The organism is Streptomyces sp. SID10853 (assembly GCF_010548145.1).
GTDB lineage: Bacteria > Actinomycetota > Actinomycetes > Streptomycetales > Streptomycetaceae > Streptomyces.
The window spans coordinates 1-23,195 of the sequence record NZ_JAAGLN010000099.1 but is presented as its reverse complement, the minus strand read 5'-3'; the positions used below and the strand labels follow the sequence as shown (position 1 = coordinate 23,195).

The following is a 23,195-nucleotide window of genomic DNA, read 5'->3' as shown; positions in this document are numbered from 1 at the left end:
TCGGCGCGTTCGCTCCGCTGTTCCTCGGCGCCTTCACCGTCGCCCTGTTCACCGCGGTCGGCGGCATGGTCTGCGCGGCCGGTGTGCCGCTGTCGCACACGGCCGGATATCTGGCCGTGGGCGCGATCGCCACCGGCAGTTTCGTACCGGGTCTGGCCTTCAGGCTCGCGGGGCTGCGGCTGCCGCCGCTGCCGTCCAGCGCCGGCGAACTCCAGGAGGGCATCGAGCCCTTCGAGGCCGAACGGGTCCGGGTGCGCGCCCGGCTGGCCGACGCGTACGCCACCGGCTGCTCAGCGGCGCTCGGGCTGGTCCTGGCGGGCTGTGTGACGGCGCTGCTCACCGGTCCCGCATCGGACGGCTGGCCCGCGCCGGTCCTCGGGGTGGCGCTCGGTGTACTGCTGCTCCTGCACACCCGGACCGTCGGCGGTGCCTGGCAGCGGCTGCTCCTGGCGGTGCCGGGTGCGTACGCGCTGGCCCTCGTGGCCTGCACGGAAGCGGTCGGCACCGGGCTGCCGGGCCGGCTGGAGGTCACCGGTGTCCTGACGGTCGCGGCGGCGGCCGCGATGATCGCCGCCTGGACGGTGCCCGGCCGCAGGCTGGTGCCGTACTGGGGGCGTGCGGCCGACATCCTGCACAGCCTGGCCGCACTCGTGCTGCTGCCGCTCGCGCTGCTGCTGGCCGGGGTGTTCGGCACGCTGCGCGGCATCTGGGGCTGACGGCCCGCCGGCGACGAGATCCGTGAAACCCGTAGTGAGTCCAGCCCGTGGTGAGCCCAGCCCGTAGTGAGCCCAGCCCGTGGTGAGCCCAGTGAGGAACGTGCATGCAGTCCAGGCGTGACCAGGTCCAGGCCCATATGTTCATCATGGGCAGGCTCTCCTCCGGTATGCAGCGCGCCGAGCCGGACGCACAGGAGACCCCGACCGCCCGTACCTGGCGCGGCATCATGTGGGGCCTGCTGGCGGCCGCTCTCGCCGCGCTGGTCACGACGTTGTACGGGCTGATATCGCCCGGCGGCGCGACGTCCTGGCGCACCGACGGGGCGCTCGTGGTGGTGAAGGACTCGGGGGCCCGTTACGTCTACGTCGGCGGCACGCTGCATCCCGTACTGAACGAGGCGTCGGCGCGGCTGCTGGCCGGGGACAGGATGACCGTCCAGCAGGTCGCCGCGGCCTCGCTCGGGGACACCCCGCGCGGGACACCGCTCGGCATCGTGGGCGCGCCAGACGGGCTGCCGAAGGGCGCGCTCGACCGGGGCACCTGGTCGGTGTGCGCGGGCCGCAAGGACACCGGAACCGGTGGCACCGGCACGGTCACCTCCGTGGTGATCGGCGCGGAGCCGGGCGGCGAGGGGCTGGGCGCGCACGACGGCGTGCTGGTGTCCTCACCCAGTGGCGGGGTCCAGATCCTCTGGCAGGGGCGGAGGTTCGCGGTCGACACGAAGCACGGCGGGGCCGCGGCGCTCGGCTGGGCGGGCACCGCCCCGTACCCGGTCGGGGACGCCTTCCTCGCCTCGCTCGCCGCCGGACCCGACCTGGCCGCCCCCGAGGTGCCGGGCCGGGGCGGGGCGGGGCCGCGGATCGAAGGGGCGGCGAGCCGGACCGGCCAGCTGTTCACCGCCGACGGCGGCCAGCACTATCTGCTGCGCGAGGACGGCCTCGTACCGCTGACCGACACCCTGCACCGGCTGCTGCTCGGCGACCCGCGCACCCAGGCGCAGGCGTACGGCGGCGGAGCGGTACGTGAACGGCCGGTGGGCCCTGCCGACCTGGCCGCCCATCAGGTCCCGGCGTCCGCCGGTGCCTCGCTCGCCGCCGACCTGCCCGCCACCGCACCGCACGTGGTGTCGGCCACCGCAGGTCAGGACGTGTGCGCGCGGGTCGCTTCCAGTGGCTCCGGGCACACCACGACAGTGGCGCTGGTCGCCGCCGCGCAGGTGCCGGGCGGGGCACCCGACGCCGAACCGGGCGTCCAGGCCGGGTGCCTGACGGCGGACCGGATCTGGGTGCGGCCGGGCGCGGGCGCCCTGGTGACGGCCCACTCGACGGCCGGGACCGGCTCCACCCGCTATCTGGTCACCGACGCGGGCGCCGCGTACCCGGTGCCGGACGACGACGCCCTCAAGCAGCTCGGCTACCCGGCGGGCGACGCCGTACGGCTGCCCGCGCCGCTGCTGGACCTGCTCCCGGCCGGGCCCGCCCTCGATCCGCAGGCGCTGGCGCGGGGCGGAATCGTACGGACCGGCCAATCCGCCGCTAAAGGCGCCGGAAGCGAAAGCGCCTCAGGCGCGGGGAAACAATCCAATGAACGATGCGTCAACAATTGAAGCCAAAGCTCAAGTGAAGATCAAATATTGTTCCAGCAGGGTCAGTTGAGCACTCTGATGAGTATCGTGGCGACACATGTCCGAATCCTGATTGAATGAGGCCGACCATGGGTGACAGCAGCACGCCTGGACTGTTCAACCGGCAGCAAGTGGACGTCGACAAGGCCCGCGCGGCTCTGGAGAACCACGTGGCCACCATGGCCCGCGCGGGCGCGACGGTGTCGGCGATCCACGACGACGTGCGCATGGCCTACGTCGCCGACTCGTCCAGCATCTTCAGCAGCAAGCTCCAGCAGTGGATGCAGGCGTACAACGACGTCAAGGGCAAGGTCGACGCCCTGCACGCCTCGCTGGTGGCGGCCGACTCCATCCACAACACCAGTGAGATGGACGCCTCCCAGTACGCGAGCGCGTGGGACGGCGGCGGCAGCGGCTACTACCAGGCACTCTCCGGCTGATCTCCGGCTGCTCCCCGGCCGGATCGCGTACAGCACTGCCTCCCCTCCCTCCCCACCTCCCGAAAGGACGACCGGACATGGCGGACGTCACACTCGAAGTCCAGCGCGCCAACGCGGCCATCGACGACATGGTCAAGGCCAACACGGACATGGTGAACGCGCTCACCGAACTGCTCAGCCAGCTCGGCCCCCTCAAGGCGTCCTTCTCGGGTCAGACCGCGACGGTGTACACGGACTTCCAGAACCAGGCCAACGCCGCCATCGAGACGATGAACTCGCAGTTCGGCATGGGTGCGCAGTCCCTGAAGGAAATGGTCGACGGCCAGGTCGCGGGTGACAAGCGCGGCTCCGGGATGTTCTGACCATGGCCAAGGACGAAGGCGACGACGATGAGGGCACCGGCACCTTCAAGGTGACCGAGGGCTGGCTCAAGGGCGAGGCCCGCACCAAGGTCCTCGGGCTCCGGGACCTGCTCCAGACGGGCCCCGACTACGCGACGCTGGGCGAATACGCGACGGAGTCCGGCGTCCACAAGGGGCTCCTCGCGGGCTCGGGCACCCTGGGGGCCGACGCGACGCTGCACAAGATGTTCACCCAGCTCTGCTCCAGCTTCAAGACGCAGCTGGACGCGCTGGGGAACGGTTTCAACACCCTCTCGATCGACATGGCGACCGTCGACACCATCCTCCAGAACAGCGAGGACGAAGCCGCCCTGACGGCCGCGCAGATGAACATGGAGCTGGCGAGCGCGCTCAAGGCGTTCGGCGGCACGTCCACGACCGCCCCTCCCACGTAACTCCAGTACCCCGCCACCGGCACCGCCCGGCGTCAGCGCCCGGGCGGTGCCGGCCCGGCCGGCGTCGCCACCGCCCGGCCTCCGGACCGCTCGACCGTCTGCATCGCACCGTAAGGAATCCACCATGGCCGACCCGAAGCCGGAGGACTCGTTCCCCGACCGGAAGTGGGAGGAGGCACTCGCGTTCGTCGCCCCCAAGGACGGCGATCTGGCCAAGGTGACCAACCGCACGGATGTGACCAAGGACCCCTGGTTCAAGGCCGACCACGTGGTCAATCCAACGTCGCATCGCGATGCCGGCAATCCCGGCGGCTATGACTACGGCTGGTCGCAGGGCTGGAGCAGGACCAGCTACGTGCAGCCCACCACCACGGGGAGCGGCGGGCCTACCACCACGGACTACACGTACCAGATCGGGTTCAGCCTGACGCCCGAAGCCGGGGAGAACGGCCCGGACACCGCGCTGTCCAAGTTCATCCACGAACCCTGGGCCATCATCGGCCCGCCGTTGAACACCCTCATCGGCAACTCGTCGGTCAGCGTGGGCAGTTTCGACGACGGCGCGATGATGCTGCGCAACGTCCTCAACCACATGGACTTCGTCGAGAACGACATCAAGTCCTGGGTCAAGGACATCAACGTGCCGGACTCCGAGATGCAGGGCACGGCGGCCGGAGCCTTCAAGCGGGTCCTCGTGGCCGTGCAGCAGCAGGTGGCCTACCTCCACCAGGAGGTGATGAGCTACGGGGACATCCCGACTCTCATCGACAGTGCGCGGGTCAAGATCCACGAGGCGATGCTCGCACTGGTCAACGCGGCCGACGCCTACCGCAACGCCCCGGGCGCCTGGCCCGCCACGCATGTCCACGACACGTTCTTCGGTGCGCTCGCCACCGCCACACTCCAGTTCGACGCGGCCGGTGACCCCTTTCTCGATGTGCCGGGTCTCGGGGATCCGACGAAGCCGGACTTCTGGTCCACGCTGGAGCAGAAGTCGAAGGACGCCTGGCTGAAGGGGGTGGCGGACTCGCTCGACACCGTCGCCAAGCCGCAGATGGGTTACGTGCAGACCGCCTACCAGGCCGCGATCGACGTGATCCCGCCGACGGCCATCACCATGCCGCCGTACCGCGATCTCAACGCGCCGAAGCCACCCGGCAACGACACCGACGCCCCGCCACCGCCCGGTAACGACACGGACGTACCGCCGCCGCCCGGCGGCAACGACACCGACGTACCCCCGCCCGGCAACGACACCGACGCGCCTCCCGGCGGCGGCGACGACACGACGCAGGCTCCGCCGCCCCCGACCTCGAAGGTCGACGGGCCGCCGAAGACCGAATCCAATGTCCCGCCCCCGCCGCCGCAGTCGAAGACGGACGGCCCGCCGCAGACCGGCGGCGACAACACCGGCGCGAACAACACGCTGCTCGACAAGAACAACCAGGCGATCAAGGACGCGAAGGGCAACGAGACCCAGATCCCGCCCGGGTCCCACATCAACAAGGACGGCACGATCACCGGGCCCGACGGCAAGCTGCTGCTGGGCGCCGACAAGAAGCCCGTCGTGGCGCCGCCGAACTCCCACATCGGCAGCAACAGCTACGCGACCGGCAACAGCGGCAGCACCAGCAAGCAGCAGCTGAAGGAACAGCAGGAACTACAGCAACAGCAGCTGAAACAGCAGAAGTCCAACCAGCAGCAGCAGCTGAGGGACCAGCAGGAACTGCAGGAGAAGCAGCTGAAGCAGCGGAAGGCGCAGGAGGCCCAGGAGGTCGAGCAGGAGAAGGCTTACCAACAGGCCCTCTCCCACGTCCGCGGTCAGGCCCGTACCGAGACCAGCGGCAACGGGTACGGGACCGGGGGCGGCGGCAGGAACAAGCTGAACCTGGAGGAGCCGCCGCCCCGGGCCGCCGAGAAGTTCCCCGGCAGCCGGACCACCGGCGAGCCCTCCACCGCGATATCCGACCGCGTCCGGACGCGCACCTCGTCCGGCGCTGAGCCCGATCTCGCCGCCGAGACCGCGGTCAGGGAGTCATCGGCGATGAACCGCACGTCGTCCAACGGCCAGCCGATGATGCCGCCCATGGGGGGCGGCGGAGGCGGCGGGGGCGGCGGCGGGCGGGACCGCGAGCGCCGCACCTGGCTCGCGGAGGACGAGGAGACCTGGGGTACGTCCCAGCAAGCTGCACCAGGAGTGATCGGCTGATGGATTCCGGATTCCAGTCCCAGCTCGACGAGATGATGGGCAAGCTCCGGGAGCACCGCGACTCCCTCATCGCGGCCCAGCGCGAGCTGGCCGAGTACACCGTCACCGTGCAGTCGAAGGACAGGATGGTGACGGTCGTCGCGGGCGCCCAGGGAGACGTACGGGAGATCAAGTTCCATACGGACGGCTACCGCGACATGGCCCCGGCCGAGCTGGGGGCCGCGCTGGTCGAGGTCATCGGGCAGGCCAGGGAGCAGGCGGGGCAGAAGGTACGCGAGACCGCGTCGCCGTTCCGTGGTGCGGGCGCCGCGCTGCGCAAGTCGATGACCGGCGGCAGTGAACTGGACGATCTGATGGGCCCGTTGCGCGACATGTGGGCCGGACCCGCGGGCGCCGGCGGCTCCGCACCGGGCGGCAGCGGCAGCGCGGGCCGGGGCGCGGGCGGGAACGGCCCGGGCAGGGGCGCCGGCCAGAACCCCGCGGCCAAGGGGAAGGGCGGTACCGCCGATGGCTGAGCAGATCACCACCATCGACCAGCTCAAGCAGCAGTTCGCGCAGTACCCGCAGATCGGGACGCTGATCAAGCAGATCGGCGACTACCTGGACCAGATCGACAAGATCAATATCGATGGCGGCGGCAAGGACGACGACATCGCCAAGCAGTACCACGAGACCATCGACCCCGGTATGACCCATCTCCGCGACCTGCTGACCATGCTCAAGACCCTGGTCGACCAGGTCGGGTACACGGGATCCGACGTGATGGGCCTGTTCGACCGGGTCGAGGACGAGGCCAAGGACCTCGCGAACAGCTGGCAGAGCGACGCCACATGATGGGGCCGCGCGGATGCTGACCCCCGATCCCGCGGTCGAGTGGGTGATGCATGCCCTCACCGGCATGAAGTGGCCACAGGCCAACGAGGACGAGCTGCGGCACGCGGCGGATCTCTACGACTCCGTGGGCGAGGACTACAAACAGCTCGACGACCAGCTCGTGCTGTTGCTCCAGAGCATCCAGAACAACTTCGAGGGCGACGCGGCCAACGCCTTCCTCCAGTTGGGCCAGGTCATCGCGGGCGGCGACGACTCGTTCCTCGACGCGGCGGCCGAACAGTCACAGACCATGGCGAAGGCCGCCCGGGACACCGCGAACCAGGCCGAGTACACGAAGTGGATGATGCTCGCCCAGCTCATCGAGCTGCTGGCCGAGTTCATGTACGCCATGGCGTTCTCGTGGGTGCCCGGCCTCGGCGAGGCCCTGATGTCGGAACTGAGCTGGCGCACCCTCTTCACCCGGCTGTTCCTCAAGGCGCTGATCAAGGAGCTGATCAAGAGGATCGCCCAGCACGTCGCGCTCGGTGTCGGCATGGGCATAGCGATGGACCGGATCATCCAGCTGGTCCAGATGGGAGAGGGCCACCGGGACAGCTTCGACAACAAGCTGCTGCTGGACGCGGTCAAGTTCGGCGCCATCCAGGGCCTGGTCACCGGTCCGCTCAGCCTGCTCGCCCCGGGGCTCGGCAAGTGGCTGGGCAACAAGATCGGCACGGGCCTTTCGAAGATCCTCACCAAGGAACTGAACACGGCCTTCAAGACCCTGGAGAAGGCCGGGGGCAAGGGCGCGGGCGACCTGGCCAAGAACGTGGCCAAGATCCTCGCCGACCACGACCTCAACCTCACCAAGGGCTTCACCAAGGTCGGGGGCAAGGAGTTCGCCAAGGGCGCGAGCGAGAACTTCATCAGGAACATGGGCAAGGAGTTCGCCAAAACCCCCTTCAACGGGCTGACGAAGGAGGAGGCCCGTCAGGTCGGGAAGACCTGGGCCAAGACCGTCACCGAGCACTGGTCGGGCCCGGCCAAGGGCGCCGCGGAAGCGCTCAGCAAGGAACTCACCAAGGAGCTGAGCGGCAAGGTCGACAAGACCGCGCTGAAGGCGCTCGCCGACGACATGCCCCAGGCCCTGATGCACGCGGGATACCAGGGCAACAAACGCTTCCGGCTGGGCGAGGTGGGCAGTGGGCTGCTCGTCGAGTCCATCGGCCAGAACCTCGGTGAGGGCTTCTACAACCTGATCTACCAGGACGGCTTCTCCACGTCGTGGGACACGTTCGTCGCGGGCATGCTGACCGGCGGACTGAGCCACGCGGGACACGTCTACCTCGTCCATCCCGTCGTGCATGCCATGTCCCACCACTTCGACCTGTCGGGGCTCGACGGCGGCTTCGACAAGGGGCTGGGCAAGAACCTGGACCTGGATCCGGGTCTGGACAGGAACCAGGACGACGGCCTCGACCATCTCGATGTCGAGGACGACCCCGACTATTTCGACCTGAGCGACGACGACCACGAGAGCCACACCGACAGCCAGAGCGACACGGAGTCGCTGTACGGCGGTCAGACGGTCACGTCCCACGACCCGGTGGTACCGGTGAAGCCCGTGGCGACGACCTCGTCGGACACGACGCTCCGGACCACCGACCACACGCAGCACACGGACACCACGCAGCACACGAGCGTCGCGCAGCACACGGACACTACGCAGCACACGGACGTCGCGCAGGCCGCGTCGAATCCTTCCGTACCCCCGGTCACCCCGGCATCGGCCACCCCGCCGAACCTGTCGTCGCCCTCGCAGTCACCGACGGTCAACACGCCCCAGGCGCAGCCCGTGCCGCCCGTGCGGCCGCGCCCGAACCAGTCTCCGCCGCTGCCGGACAACGCCGGAGGCAGCGGCATCGAACTGAAGCCGCTGCCGCGTCCGACGACATCGGCGGAGCCCCTGCCCAGCCAGTTCGACGCGTCGCTCACGCAGACCACGGAACCGGTCACCCACACGGACACGGTGGACGAGATCACCGAGGCGGTCACGGATACGGCATCCCCGGTGGAGCCGCTGCCCCACGACGCCCTCGTCCCCACCGTGCAGCACCAGCAATCCGTGCAGCACCAGCAGACCGGACAACACGAGCAGTCGGACCAGCACCAGCAGACCGGACACCAACTGCAGTCTGACCAGCACCAGCAGACCGACCAGGAGGCCGACCAGCAGAACCCGGGCGACGCCCCCGCACACGACCCCGCCCTGACGCCGCCCGAGCAGGGCCCCAAGCAGGTCCCGGAGGGAAGCCCCCGCCCTCCTCTCTGGCAGCACGACGTGAGTCAGTACGTCAAGAATCCCGCCGCCCGGGAGACGCTCCCCACCGGCTCCACCGCGGGCCACGGCCGCACCGAGCTGCACCAGCCGGCCAACGGCGAGAGCATCGGCAGCATTCTGTACGGCCGGCTCAGCGGCAGGCTCGGCCGCGAGCGTGCCGACTCGTCCGTGATCGGGCAGATCGACGACGCGCTGGCCAGGAATCCCGGCTCGTTCCTCGGCGACGGCCACCGCTTCGTGATCAGGCACAGCGTCCCCCACTCCCTCAAGGTGAGCCTCACCAGGGCCAAGCGGACCGTGATGACCGTCAAGGCCATCCCGTACGCCGACGCGTGGACCCACCACCCCGACCTGAAGAGCGACGACCCGGACCGGCCCGACCCCAACGCCCGCGACCCGCACAAGCTGGACACCTCACAGCAGTTCCAGCAGCAGACCGGTACCAACACCGGCACGTCCCGGGGCACCAGTGCTCAAGTGGCGCTCTCCACCGGGGCCCTGCCGTCCGCCACCCGGGTGCTGGTGGAGATCCGCGGGGGCGCCGGCCACAACCAGAAGCATGTCGTCGGCGGCCACGACCAGCGTACGTACCAGCGTGAGACCCGTACGACGGGCGGCACCGAGCTCTTCCGGCAGGACGTCTACTACCAGGTCGAGTTCCATGAGCACGCGGGCATCGAGTCCTTCGGTACGGGCGTCAGGAACGGGATGACGACCCGGGTCTCCCAGGGCTCCGCCGTGCCCAAGGAGACGGAGCTGCGTGTCCCGCGCCACTTCACCCCGCCGCCCGGCTCGCCGCTGGGCTCCCCGAGCACCGAGGGCTTCGGACCGGTGAAGGGCATCTTCGACTGGGCGGTCCAGCGGGTCGGGGCCAAGCCGGGCGGGTACAAGCACAAGCAGCTCAGCGACTACTTCAGCACGGACCACTTCCACGGCAGGTCCGACGAGATGGCCCGTGGGCCGCTGCCGCCGCTCGACGTACGCCGGCGCAACGGCACATCGGCCGGCAGCTTCCACGTGGGCAGGGCGCAATCCGGTGAGCACCATCTGATCGAGGTCGTGGACGACGCGGAGCTGCGCATCACGGATGCCATCACCGTGAAGAGCGAGATCCTGGTCCAGGACAACCGGCGTTATGTGGTGGCCTTCTTCGGCGGTTCGCGGTTCGCGATCCCGACCGAGCACGCGCCGCACATCTTCATGCAGCTCGGGCTGACCCTCCAGTACAGCCATGACTCCAGCGAGGTCACGCTCCAGGGCGGCAGCGTGGGCCGCAAGATCACCGGGCGGGTCAAGGGGAGTCCGACGGCCCTCTACCTCCAGGAGCTGAAGGTCCCCGTCACCTTCGACGGCCGCACGGAGACCTTCGACACCTGGAGCCTCGTACGGCTGCCGGTGCGCGAGGCGCGCGAGCGGGCGGGCTGGGACCCCGACATCCACACCCGCCCGGAGGGCAGCGAGCCGCCGCTGCCCGCGCACTGGCGCGACGGCGACTACGACCTCACGCACACCAGGGCCACCGACCTCGTCATCGGCGACGCCCACGACGGGGACCCGGCCTCCCCCAACGTGCTCATCGACCGGGTGCTCGACTGGATCAGCACGACACACGGCGATTCGGTGCTGGTCACCCCGCGCCCGGGAACGGACCGGGCCAATCTGCGCGGTCGCTGGACCAAGTTCACCCAGGCCATCAGCGGCGAGCGCAGGCGTGCGGAGCAGAACACCCGCATCATCATGGCCAAGTTCGACGAACGGAACCTGTCGACGACGCTCAACGAACTCGCCCACGACGGACTGTCCGTCAAGCTGTTCGGCACCAACCTGACCAAGCAGCGCTTCTTCGAACTGAACCTGAAGGCCGATCTCGACCGGCCGGTCTACCGGGGCACCGACCGCGACGGGATGACCCGCCAGGTCAACAACGCCGGCCAGCGGGTGGGAAATGCCCACAGCACCACGCGCACCTTCGGCGTCCAGGCGGGCGGCACCGTCGAGCTGCGCTCGGACGAGACGTTCCTTACCGGTACGCCGGACCACATCGGCGTGCTGGGGGCCAGGGCGGGCGCGACCCGCCAGCACAACCGGAGCAACGGCACCATGGCGACGGCCGGCCGTGAGGACGCGACGGCCAGCCCGGCCGGAGTGCACTCCTTCCGGGCGACCGGCCGGTTCAGGGCCGAACTGGTCGGCGCGCACCAGTGGCACACCCCGTTCCAGGCCGTCACGTTCGGCCGGGCGGGCCGCAAGATCCACGAACCGGCCACCGTGGGCGGCCCCGGCGCCACACTCGGCGAGTTCAGCGTGCAGCTCCATCTCTCGGAGCAGCACATGCCGAAGCTCGACCCGCACGCGGAGGGCGCGGCCAATCCGTACGCCTCCGGGCGCCCGACCACATCGGAGCCGCTGACCGGCACCGATGACCTGGCCGATGATCTGTGGGCGCCGTCGGAGTGGCAGCGCGGCGACTCGCTCAGGAACATCCCGGTCGTCACCCTCTTCGTGCCGACGGACGAGCACATCCTGGCGGCGGGCCCCCTGGTCGCGGACCGGGCGACCCGCGGTGAGTGGTCGCTGACGACCCCGGGGACCAGCCAGCACCAGCGGATGAGGAACGCCTTCGGCTCGACGGCGCTGACGTCCGACGCCGACCAGGTGTTCTCCCCGATGGGCAAGCACCTCGACGACCTGCGCGCCCCCGGTTTCCTGTACGGGGCGACGGGCGGCATACGCCTCGTCGGGCGGCGTGGGAACCCGACCGCCGTGAGCGGTCCCGTCGACCTCAAGCCGGAGCAGAACAAGAGCCTGGACCTGGCGGTCTCCGGCGGCGACGGCAAGGGCTGGGTGCTGTCGTTCGACCTGACGGCGGGGCACTTCCCCGCACAGGACACGCCGGTGCCCACCACGACGCGTTACGGCTTCGGATTCACCCCGTACCAGCGCTCCAGCATGACCTCGAAGGGCGGCGGCCGCACCACCAGCCGGTCGGTCAACGTCGTACCGGAGAACGGCCGTTGGGTCCCGGTCACCGCGGACGCGGAGTACCGCTTCGAGATGTCGGGCGACAAGCTCGGTGTCCTCACCCCGTTCCGCTCGAAGCTCCCCGCGTGGACCGGGCAGCTGGTGAACAAGGCGAACGCCTGGCGCGGGCTGGTCTCGGAACAGGCGGCTCACGCGCTGAATCTGTTCGACACCGGCATCCCGAAGGTGGCCGCTCTCGCCGAAGGGGCCGGGATCTGGTCGCACCACGCGTGGTTCAAGGAGAGCCCCCTCGGGGTCGTCCCGGTGTCGGCACCGAGCCAGGAGCACACGAACCGGGCGCAGTTGATGCAGACCCTGCGCGGTCTGCGGTTCACCCGCAACAGCCTGGAGTCGGTCAGGACCCTGCTGTCGGAGCGGCACGGGCAGGCCATGATCGAGTCGGGCATTCCGCAGCAGTACCGGGGCCGCGCGCCCTGGCGCGGTTTCACCGACAGCCTCCCGCTCGGGGGCAAGGAATACCGGGTCACGGTGAAGCAGGTACCCGGCAGACGGACGGTCGAGGACTTCGGCTTCGGCGATGTGGAGAGCGGCCAGTCCGTCACCACGAACACCAGCGCGTCGCGGGCCGTCACCCGCTCCCGCGGTATCTCCGCGAACGCCGCGGAACGCGTCACCGGGCCGAACGGTTCGCTGGGCGGCCCGGTGGGGAACACCGGTGGCTCAGGAGGGAAGAACGGCGGCCAGACCGGCTCCGGTTCGGACACGGTGTCGCAGACGACGGTCATCCCAGGCCCCATCGCCACCGTCTCGACCTCGTACGACGTCGTGGTCACGGTCCTGGACAAGAAGGGCGCGGTCGTACTGGAACAGACCTGGCCCGCGGGCAGCGCCAAGAGCCAGGAGCCGCTGGCGCTGCTCAGGCCGGGCGGTGAGCGCGAGGGCGATGTCCACACACCGCCGCCCGCCGCCGTGCACGTGTGGCCTTCGAGGACCACGACGCCGGACCGGGTCCGTACACGCATCGCGGATCACCGGTCCGGCAGCAACCGCCCGGCCCAGCTGGTCCCCGGCAACGGAGTGCACTTCACCCGCGTGCTGGGCTCGGCGAACGTCGTGGATCTGGCCCACATCACCCTGGCGAAGGCCGGGGACGTGAGCCTGAACGGTGGTCACGCGGGCAAGGGGGCCGAGACCCAGGGGCAGCTCACCGGTGACGGGCTGGCCGAGGCCCGTGCCAAGGCCGCGAACGTCAGCCTGCTCTCCCCCGGCAAGGGCAGCGGCGACACGCTGACGGCCGGCACCAACGAGCTCTCCCTGACCGGTGCACTCATCGACGGCTCCGCGCTGGGCGAGCAGGGCTACCGTCCGCTCGGCCTGACCGAGACCACGTTCTTCGGCGGTGCCACCGGCACCCTGCAGCTCCACCCCGCCTTCGACCTGTCGGGGGCCGAGCTCCTGGCGACGGCGGACGTACGGATGGAGTACGGCACCGGCACGGGCGAGAGCTTCGACGTGGCCGACGGGCGGTCCGGCAGCGGGAACAGCGGGCTGGGCGGTGACGCCATCGGGGCCGACTCGTACAAGACGACCTACCAGGTCACCCCGCTCATCGCACCAGGCGTCGGCTCGTCGGAGGAGTTCAAGTTCAACGAGGCGACCGCCGCCAAGATCAATATGAAGCCGAACACCGGTCGGGCGTTCCTCTTCTCCGTACCCACGAAGTGGCTGGCCGTCGCCGGGGTGCACCGCCATGTCAAGGACAGCTCGGCCGGCCGGCTGGTGACCCGCGGTACGACCTGGAACGGCTACGACCCGCCGGGCGTCCAGGCCGGTGAGACGGACACCGCGGTGCTCGCCTGGATCCGCGAGGACGTGGCCCGTGGCCTGGGGCTCATCACCCCGCAGAACCACCCCGCGAAACTGTCCAGGCAGTGGGACGACACAGCCAAGGGGTGGAACGCGTGGAAGGCGAACCACGACGCGTACTGGAACGCGTACCGCCCGCTGACCGACCTGGCGTTCGCGGTGCGGGACGCCCAGCACCGGCGGGACTCGGCGGCCACTCCCGAGGCACGGCAGGCCGCGGAACGGGCGCTGCGCGCGGCGCGGGCCGAGCTGGAATCGGTACGGGAGACGGTCCGGCCCGAGCTGGACGCGCTGGAGCAGAAGCTGAAGGCCGCGGGCGAGCAGTACCACGCGCTGCGGTCGGCAGCCGACGCCCTCAACGACTGGTACCGGCTCCCGGAGAGCGAGCGCTCCGCGACGGAGCCCGACGTGCGGGCCTACGACGCGTCCGTGGAGCACGACCACGGCGTGGAGAAGCCGGAACACCCGGCCGAGTACACCGAGTCCACGGACGAGCAGGGTGAGATCACCGGTCTGGAGGACCTGGCGTCCGGGCGGATCCACCCGGTCGGCCCGGTCTCGCACGACGGCAACGGCTTCTTCCACTCCCTCGCGGAACACCTGGTCCGGATCGACCCGGACCTGCTGGAGCAGCAGGGCATCACCGTGCCGGCCGGCCACGACCTGTCGGGGGTCGCGGGCGAGCTGCGCACCCTGTTCGGCAGGACCCTCCGCGAGAGCGGGAACAGCCCGCTGGCCGATTACACCCACCCGGACCTCACCGACACGTTCGAGGAGGAGGAGGTCCGCGCGGCCGGGCTGGGGAGCCTGGTGGACGGCACGGACGCCCAGAGCCGGGAGTACAGGGAAGGCAAGTGGATTCCGCACTCGGCGGGCGCCCCGAGCGAGAACCACCGTGCGGTCCTGCCCCCGGAGCAGCGGACCGCTCTCGCCGCATCGCAGACGGAACGGCCCGCCGACGAGAAGACCGCGGCCGAGTACAGCGCCGGTGACCTCTACCCGCCGCTGGCCGCCCGGCTGTTCGGGGTGCCGGTGACGGTGCTGGTGGACGGCAGGCGTCATACGTTCATGCCCGACGGGAGCGAGGCCACGGGCGGCGAGGGCGCCGACGGTGTCGAACTGCTGCTGAAGGACGGCCACTACCGGCATGTGGACCGGACCAGGGACCTGAGGCCGCCGCAGGATCCGCCGTCCGACGACGACGCGGACACCGACACCGACGACGGCACCCGCTCCGTGTCCGACGAGGGATCCGAAGACGGATCCGAGCCCGGTACACCCCGCCCGGTGCTCAAGGTGCCGGACGACGGCTATGCGCAGCTCACTTCACTCCTGGTCAGCGCCCCCGAGGCGGTCAGGCCGAAGCTCCCCCACATCGGGCCGAGACTGCGGGACCTGGTCGGCTCCCCCGGTCGGCTGCGCGCCGCCGCATCCGCCGCGTCCGGCGTCGAGCACCACCAGGATCTGCACACGCTGGTGCTCGGCATGAAGGAGGCCGTACACGCCCATGTGCGGGACCTGGGCCCGCAGGGGCTCGCCGAACTGCTCCCCGATCTGGTCCCGGAGTTCACCCGGGGCAACCCGCGCGCCGCGCACCGGGCCCAGAACCTCCTGTTCAAGGAGGTCACGTCGGCCGTCGCCGCCTGGGAGCACAGCGGGGACTCCCCCTGGTCGAGGAGCTTCCTGCCGCTGCTGGCCGGGACGTTCGGGGTGGACATCACCGTGCACACCGCGCCGTCCGGCGGGAATCCAGGCCGAGGTCCCGGCGGAAGCTCCGGCGGAGGCCCCGGCAGGACGGACAGGTTCCGGCCGCCGCCGGGTACCGGTGCGCCGTTCTCCGTACACCTCCAGCGGAACGGTTCGCACTTCGACGGGACGACGGAGCCGGCCGCTCCCCGTCCGCGCACCCAGTCGTCCGGCATCCCGAACAGTTCGCCGAACGCGCCTCTGCTGACGACGCGGCACACCAGCGCGCACGGATCCCCGGCACCGGCCCGCCCGCACAGCCCCGCCCCCACGCCCACCGCGCCCGCTCCCACGCCCACCGCCGACTACTCGGTCGCCGAACTCCCCCCGGCGCCCCGCCCCCAGCCGGTCACCGAGGTCCGTTCGCTGGGCACGGCCGAGATCCGGCCCCCCAGTGACCTGACCATGACCATGGGCGGGGCCGCCGCGTCCGTCGCGGAGCGCGGGTTCGCCGTGGAACGCGTCCTGCTCAGCGACGGCAGTGTGCGCTCCGACGTCACCGTGCGCATCCATCTGGATCTCCAGCCGGGCGCCACCGAGAACCACGTCACACACGCCAGGGACATGGCGGAGCGCGGCATCAATACGTACTTCAACGCCCCGAAGCACCGCCTCCCCAACGGGGATCTGCTGCGAGTGAGGGTGGAGTTCGTCGGTGATCCCGCGCAGGCGCACCACACGGTGGAGCTGCACTCCGACCCGGACAGGGACGGCCGGGACGACAGCGCCACCTGGTACGTCACGGAGAGCGGCGAGGATGCCGTCGACAAGTCGTACGTCATCGCGCACGAGACCGGCCACCTCCTGGGCTTCCAGGACCAGTACCGCGAGTCGAGGGAGGACGTGCCGCTCCGGCCGGTGCACGACGACCACTCACTGATGTCCGGCTTCGGCGTCGACGACGCGGGTCTCGTGCAGTTCAGCATGGATCACCAGGCCGGCGCCGGGCGCCTCTCGCCGTCGCTGCGGGTCATGCCCCGTGACCTGCTGCTGCTCTCCACCGCGATCGACCACGCCTGGGCGCACACCCCCGGCACGGGCGAGGTCCCGCACGCCGGGACCAGGGCGCACATCCCGCTCGACGTACGGGAACGGGTCCTGCGCGGCAACCCCCGCACCGGCACCACCGGGCTGCTCGCCCCCCGCGGCCCCTCCGGACGTCTCCGCCCCGAAGCCACCGGGCCGCTCCATCCCAACGGCACCTACCCAGCGGGCAGACGCCCGGACGGCAGCGAGCAGACCATGTTCCCCGACCACTGGAGCCCCGACGAAGTCCTGCACGCCGTCCGCCAGGTCTACCTCGACCACATCAGGACCGGCAGCCTCACCACCGACACCGTACGGTCCGAACGCCACGGACGCCCGGTGCGTTCCGGGCGCAGGACATTCGACGGCGTCTACCAGGGCGTACGTATCACCGGCACCGCCGACGCCACCGGCACCATCACCGACTTCGCACCCCACCCCGACCAGAGCGGCCTGCGGCCGCCCACCCACCTGGAGCCGCCACCGCCCCGCGGTCCGTCCGACGACCCCGCCTACGGGGACGCCGTACAGCGCTTCCTGACCTTCGGCTCCGCCTCCGCCGGAACCGGCGTCCACTACACGCTGCCGAATGACACCGGGGCCGTCGCGCAGGGCAGCCACGGCGCCTTCATCGAACCGCTGTGGCCCGCCCATCCGAACGGCACCCAGTGGGCCACGGTCCTGTTCAGGGACCCGAATCTGCGGGGGCGGACGGCACAGGCCGCAGCCAACGGCGCCCCGCCGCCGCTCGAATGGCAGCGCAGCGACCGGGGGAACGGGACCGTGTTCACCGACGACGGTGTGACGGCCACCGGTCATCTCCTCTTCCCCTACCACTGGTCGCCGTCCGATCTCCGGGAGGCGGTGACCGGAGCCCACCGCGCCGCACGCGCCGCCGGTTCATGGGTGGACGTCCCGGAGGGCGGCTATCTGTGGGAGGGCGTGCACAACGGCGTACGGATGCACGGGCACGTCCGCGACGGCGAGCACCTGTGGGTCCGGCCCTCGACGCACCAGCCGCTGCTCTCCGCCACGTCCACCGACGTGCTCGCGGTCACCGCTCCCCTGCACATCTCCCTGAACGCACCGGACGGCACTCCGGCGCCGTTCCGCGTCCAGCGGGTGATCCACGAGGACAGCACCCTGGGGCTGCGCATCACCCGAGTCCTGCCGCATCCCCCGCTGGCAGACGGGTTCCGCGAACACCTCCTCGCCCATCTGCTGCCGGGCGTACGTGAGCAGTTGGCCAACAGCTTCGATCAGCTCTCCCCCACCGGAAGTCGTGAACTGGGCCTGGTCACCTTCGACATCGAGCTGTCACCGGCCGACGATCCGGCGATGGAATTCGGGGAGGGTTCCGAACTGGTCAGGCTCGGGCAGTCCGACGAGGACCTGAGCCCCCTCCTGCCGGATCTGATGACGGTCGACTCCGCCGACGGAGCGGCCATGGACGCCTTCCTGCACGGCATCACGGACCTGCTGCCGCCGCTGTCGGACCGGCCGGCCGACTGGCAGGGCCGGCAAGCCGGTAACGCAGCGCAGAACCCCGTCCTGAAGGCGGTCTGGGAGTCGGACGTGACGACTTCGGTCCACCGCAACACCCCGGCCGGGATACTCGACGAGCCTGGCGTACGGGAGCTGCTGGCCCAGCACCGGGGCCAGAACACGCCGGGCCCGCTCACGAACACGGGCCCGGACACGGCCATCAGCCCCCACCGCAGGGCCGCGGCGGCCCGGGCACTCGGACTGCGGCCCGCGGACCTCACCAGCGTCCAGGAGGCCCTGCGGGGGACCGTCCCCCTCCGCACGGCCCTCAGGTCACTCAGGCAACTGGCCGCCCGGATGGGCGTCGGGAACTCCACGCGCGAGCTCGTGAAGCAGATGACCGATATCGGGGTGCCGCTCTCCGAGTGGTGGCACTTCTCGTCGTATCTGCACACCAAGGGGCAGACGATGTCCAAGGTGGCCGTCATGGATCCGGCCAGGGCCAAGAGGCTGTACGAGGACTCGCGCGCCGAACCGCTGCCGGGCGTCCCTGACGACACGCGGTTCCTGGCCTCCACGCTGGGCATGCACCCGAACTATCTGCAGCGGTTGGCCGACGCCCTCCACCTGGACCCGGACGACGTCGTCGGCCTGGGCACGTACGAGACCTTCCGGCAGCAGCCCCACTCGCCCGAGGCCCTGGCGCGGAACTACTGGATCGACAACCATCAGAGGCTGGAGAATGCCCGCTTCGCCCGCAGCCGGGCCCGGTTCGACACGGTCGCCGACGAACTGCTGGGCAGCGCCCCCGGCCTCACCGATGCGCGATACCGCTCCTTCATGCACTGGTCCGAGGTCGCCGGCGAGGGGCTGCACCTCTTCACCGACCGGCGTCTGCGCGAGCTGGTGGAGCACTGGCGGGTGGAAACGAATGACGGCACCGGCCATGTACCCGCTGACTACGACCCGGTCGAGGAGAGGGCGCGGTACGCCGGGCTGCTCCATCTGGCCGACACGTCGGCGCCGCTCCTGGACCCTGACCGGGAAGAGGCCCTGGAGAGCCACGACGCACGCATCAAGGCCCGGCTGAAGCAGCTGGACGCGCGGTACGTGGGAGGCGTGTCCCGGAACGACGGCCCGGCCGTGACGCCGCCCGCGGCACCGCAGCCGCCCCACCAGTCCCCGCCCACCGCCCTCCCGCAGAGCCCGGCCCCGCAGACGGAGGCCCAGACCCCACCTGTAGACGTCCCGGTCCCGGTCCCGGCCCCGGTCCCGGCCCCACCTGTGGAGATCCCCCGGCCGTCGGACGCGTACCTGAACAGCGCGGGCCACACGGGACCCATCTGGCAACGCCGGTTCAGCGCCCGCCGTACCGAGCTGCCGAACGGTGAGACCCGGGCGGAGATCACCGTACGCATCCATCTGGTCGCCAAGGACGGTGTCACCGCCGAACTCCTCCAGGCCACCAAGGACATGGCGACCCGCGGCATCAAGAAGTACTACAACGACCCGGACCACCGGCTGCCGAACGGTGATCTGCTGCGGGTGAGGGCCGAGTTCACCGACGACCCGGACCGGGCCCACCACACCATCGCGCTGGACCTCGACCGCGACGGCAACGGCCGCAGCCACAGCGCGAACTGGCGCCTCTCCATGGACACCCTCGATTCCCAGTCGCACATGCCGCCCCACGAGATCGGTCACCTCATGGGCCTCTGGGACTACTACCGGGATCCCCTGCCGGGGCACAGGCCCTGGCCGGTCTACGACGAGCACGCGCTGATGGGCGCCAACTACGCCGACCCGCTCTTCGGCCGGATCACGTCCGACAACAACTTCCCGCTTCCGTCCGTCAGGTCACCGTATCTGCGGATCATGCCCCGCGACCTGATGGTGCTGGGCACCTCGATCGGAGCGGCGCTCCGGGACGCGCCGCGGGCCGGCGTGCACATCCCGCTCGACGTACGGGAGCGCGTCCTGCGCGGCAACCCCCGCACCGGAGCCGTCGGGCTGCTCGCCCCGCACGGCGCCGCCGACCGGCCCCGGCCCGTGGCCACCGGCGCGCGCAATCCCAACGGCACCTACCGGGCGGGCACCAACCCCGACGGCAGCGTGCGCACAGTGTTCCCCGACCACTGGACCCTCGAAGAGGCGCTGTACGCCGTCCGGCAGGTCTGTCTTCACGAGCAGACCGCCGGCCGTCTCGTGCCCACCACGCGTGCCCGCGGAATCGAGTCGGGCAACTACCACTTCACCGGCGACTACCAGGGTGTGCGGATCAAGGGCACCGTCGACGGCACAGGCACCATCACCGACTTCGCGCCCCACCCCGACCAGACCGATCTGGAGACACCCCTCCACCTCGAACAGCCGGTCCCTCCCGAACTGCCCGCCGCGTTCAGGCATCTCGAAGCGCCGCCCGGGTTCACCGACGACGCCGCGATCGGTGAGAGCACGCTGCACTTCCTCACGTACGGCTCCACGCGCGACAGGACGGGCGTCCACTACGCGATGCCGGGTCCCGCCGGGCCCGGCGGCCCACAGTACGAACAGGGCGTCGTGATCCACCCGCTGTGGGAGGCGCACCCGAACGGCACCCGGTGGGCCACGGTCTGGTTCATGGACCCGAACGGCACCCCACGGCTCGGCGACCGGGAGAACGGGACCCTGCTCGGCCCCGACGGCTCGATGTCCACCGGCCATCTGTTCTTCCCCCCCTCCTGGCCGACGCACCACCTCTGGGGCGCGATCGTCGTGGCCCACCGCAACGCGCGCGCCTCCGGCTCATGGGTGGAGGTCCCGGAGGGCGGCTACCTCTGGGAGGGCGTGTCCAACGACGTACGCATGCACGGACACGTCCGCGACGGCGAGCAGCTCTGGGTCCGGCCCTCCTCCTACCAGCCCCCGCTGCGGCCGAGCCCCTCCGAGACGTTCGCTGTCACCCCTCCCGTGCCTTTCTCCCTGCCTCAACCGGGGGGCGGGCAGGCCCTGTTCCACGCTCAGCGGGTGATCCACGGGGACGGCACACTGGGAATGCGCATCACCCGGGTCCTGACACATCCCTCTCTGGACGCGGACATGCGCGGGCGGCTGGTCGACCGGCAGCTGCCCGAGGTGCGCGAACAGCTGACCGCCGCGTTCAACCGGCCCGACCCGTACCGACGCCGCGAACTGAGCTGGGTCACCTTCGACGTCGAGCTGTCGCCGGTGGACGACCCGGCGGTGGCGCTCTCGCGCCGCTCGGCGCTGTTCCAGATCATGATGGACAACACGGACTTGGACCTCCTGGCGGACCTGATGACGGTCGACACCACCCAGCAGTCGGGTCTCGACAACCTCCTGGCCGGTGTCGCCACCGTGCTGCCTCCGGTACCGCAGACACCGGCCGGCTGGCAGGGCCCGCAGGGGCAGCCGCACCACGAGCAGGACCCGGTCTGGACGTCGGACGTCACGACGTCGCTGCACCGCAACACCCCGGCCGGAATGCTCGAAGAACCCGGCGTGCAGGCGCTGTTGGCCCAGCACAGAAGCCGACAGCTGTCCGTACCGCCGCCGGACGCGGCCATCCATGCGGGCGGCGCGGGCGCGGACCTGCAGACCGGCCGCAGGGCCGCGGCGGCCGACGCCCTCGGGCTGGCCCCCGCCGATCTCACCAGTATCGAACTCGTCCTGCGGGGTTCCGCCCCGCTCCGCCCGGCGCTCGAAGCGCTCGGCCGGCTGGCCGCCCGTCTGGAGGCCGGGCCCGCCGGCGCGTTCGTACGGCGGATGACGGAAATCGGTTCGCCGATATCCGAGTGGTGGCGCTTCGGGTCGTATCTGCACACCCAGCAGGGCCTGCTGTCCGACGTGGTCGCCATGGACCTGGCCGGGGCCCGGCACCTGCTCAACAACTCGCGCACCAATCCACTGCCCACCGTGCCGCATGAGACGGCGGAGCACGCCCATGAACTGGGCGTCCACCCGAACTATCTGGAACGGCTGGCCACCACCCTCCGCGTACGCCCGCAGGACGTCGGCAAGCTGGGTGAGGACACGTCCTTCTGGCAGCAGGCCCTGCCACCCGAGGCCCTGGGACAGGACTACCGCGACAGACAGGAAGACATACGGCTCGCCCGCGACCGCACACGCTTCGACGCCATCGCTGACGAACTGCCCGGCAGCGAAGCCGCCGACACGCAGGAGAGGTTCCGCTCCTTCATGCGCTGGTCCACGGTCGCGCACCTGGGCCTGGACATCTTCCCCGACCAGCGCCTGCGCGAGCTGGTGGAGCACTGGCACGACAACACGAACGGCGAAGCCGACACGATGCCCCCGGACTTCGACCCGCGCCGCGAAGCGGCAGGCCAGGCCGAACTGCTCGTCACCGCGGAACTCACCCAGCGGTCGGGAGCGCCGCTCCCTCAGGAAGTGGTGGAGGCCCTGGCCAAGCGCGACAGGGAGATCCAGGACCAGTTGGCGCTGCTGGACCTGTGGTACCAGGGGGGCGTGTTCGAGGACGACGGCCCGCCCGTGACACTGTCCACGGACATCATCTCCGTGCTGTCCGGCACGGACGACTGACGCGGCGACGCGCGGCGCGCACACCGGCGACCCACACCGAAGCACGGATCCACCCGGATACACCCGCAGCACGAGAGCCGACAGCAGCACGACAGCAGTACGACGGCAGTACGACAGCAGAGAGGCGAGGCGGCCATGGCGAGCACGGAACCCGATTCGGGCAGCGAGGTGTCCGCTGCCGCGGAGACGTCGGAGGAGACCGCGGAGGCCCTGCCGGAGCCGGCCGATGGCCCGGCGGAGCAGCATTCGGCCGACGGCGCGGTGCAGGGCGCGGCGAAGCCCCCGGTCACCGAGTCCGGCTCCGGCGCACCCCGCCGCGTCACGTCGTCGGCCGTCAGCGGAGTCATAGGCGCGGGCGGGACCACCACGGCGGAGCCGATCGCGGAGGCACCGGCAGCGAAGGCACCGGCAGCGGAGGCACCGGCAGCGGAGCCCGCCGGGGAGCAGACCGCGGCAGCACCGGCCACGGAATCGGGAGCGGACGCAGCAGACGCAACAGCCTCCCGGGCCGCCCCGGGCCGGGCCGCCACCGCCACTACCGCCGGCGCATCCACGAACACCGCCGGCGCACCGCGCAAGCGCCCCGCGCT

9 protein-coding genes and 1 pseudogene are annotated in these 23,195 nt (G+C 70.7%); all 10 read left to right on the top strand.

Going from position 1 to position 23,195, the window contains the following annotated elements; all coding sequences use genetic code 11:
• Positions 1 to 716, top strand: a 716-nt coding sequence (gene eccD, locus G3I19_RS19625) for a type VII secretion integral membrane protein EccD (protein WP_164264958.1), incomplete at its 5' end; no start/stop codon positions are given.
• A 104-nt stretch (positions 717 to 820) separates the two neighbouring features.
• The gene (gene eccB / locus G3I19_RS19620) at positions 821 to 2,323 is read left to right on the top strand and encodes a type VII secretion protein EccB (RefSeq protein ID WP_164264957.1); all 1,503 of its coding nucleotides are present in this window, start codon (positions 821 to 823) and stop codon (positions 2,321 to 2,323) included.
• A gap of 107 nt (positions 2,324 to 2,430) precedes the next feature.
• Positions 2,431 to 2,781, top strand: a complete 351-nt coding sequence (locus G3I19_RS19615) for a hypothetical protein (RefSeq protein ID WP_164264956.1) — start codon at positions 2,431 to 2,433, stop codon at positions 2,779 to 2,781.
• Positions 2,782 to 2,858: 77 nt separating this feature from the next.
• Positions 2,859 to 3,143: a WXG100 family type VII secretion target gene (locus G3I19_RS19610; RefSeq protein WP_164264955.1), complete on the top strand. Its 285-nt coding sequence runs from the start codon at positions 2,859 to 2,861 to the stop codon at positions 3,141 to 3,143.
• A gap of 2 nt (positions 3,144 to 3,145) precedes the next feature.
• Entirely contained in the window at positions 3,146 to 3,577 is a 432-nt protein-coding gene (locus tag G3I19_RS19605) for a hypothetical protein (protein WP_164264954.1), read from the top strand.
• Positions 3,578 to 3,701: 124 nt separating this feature from the next.
• The gene (locus G3I19_RS19600; RefSeq protein ID WP_164264953.1) at positions 3,702 to 5,786 is read left to right on the top strand and encodes a proline-rich domain-containing protein; all 2,085 of its coding nucleotides are present in this window, start codon (positions 3,702 to 3,704) and stop codon (positions 5,784 to 5,786) included.
• Complete coding sequence (locus G3I19_RS36915; protein ID WP_203599780.1) at positions 5,786 to 6,301, top strand: YbaB/EbfC family nucleoid-associated protein; 516 nt, start codon at positions 5,786 to 5,788, stop codon at positions 6,299 to 6,301. The genes G3I19_RS19600 and G3I19_RS36915 overlap by 1 nt, the downstream gene beginning before the upstream one ends.
• A complete protein-coding gene (locus G3I19_RS19590) occupies positions 6,294 to 6,620 on the top strand; it encodes a hypothetical protein (protein WP_164264952.1) in 327 nt (108 codons plus the stop codon). Before G3I19_RS36915 ends, G3I19_RS19590 begins: the two co-directional genes overlap by 8 nt.
• Before the next feature lie 13 nt (positions 6,621 to 6,633).
• Positions 6,634 to 22,605 (top strand): EndoU domain-containing protein, encoded by a 15,972-nt coding sequence (locus tag G3I19_RS19585; RefSeq protein WP_164264951.1) that lies wholly within the window; start codon positions 6,634 to 6,636, stop codon positions 22,603 to 22,605.
• 135 nt (positions 22,606 to 22,740) lie between these two features.
• Positions 22,741 to 23,195, top strand: a pseudogene (locus G3I19_RS19580) (hypothetical protein); the annotation flags it as partial.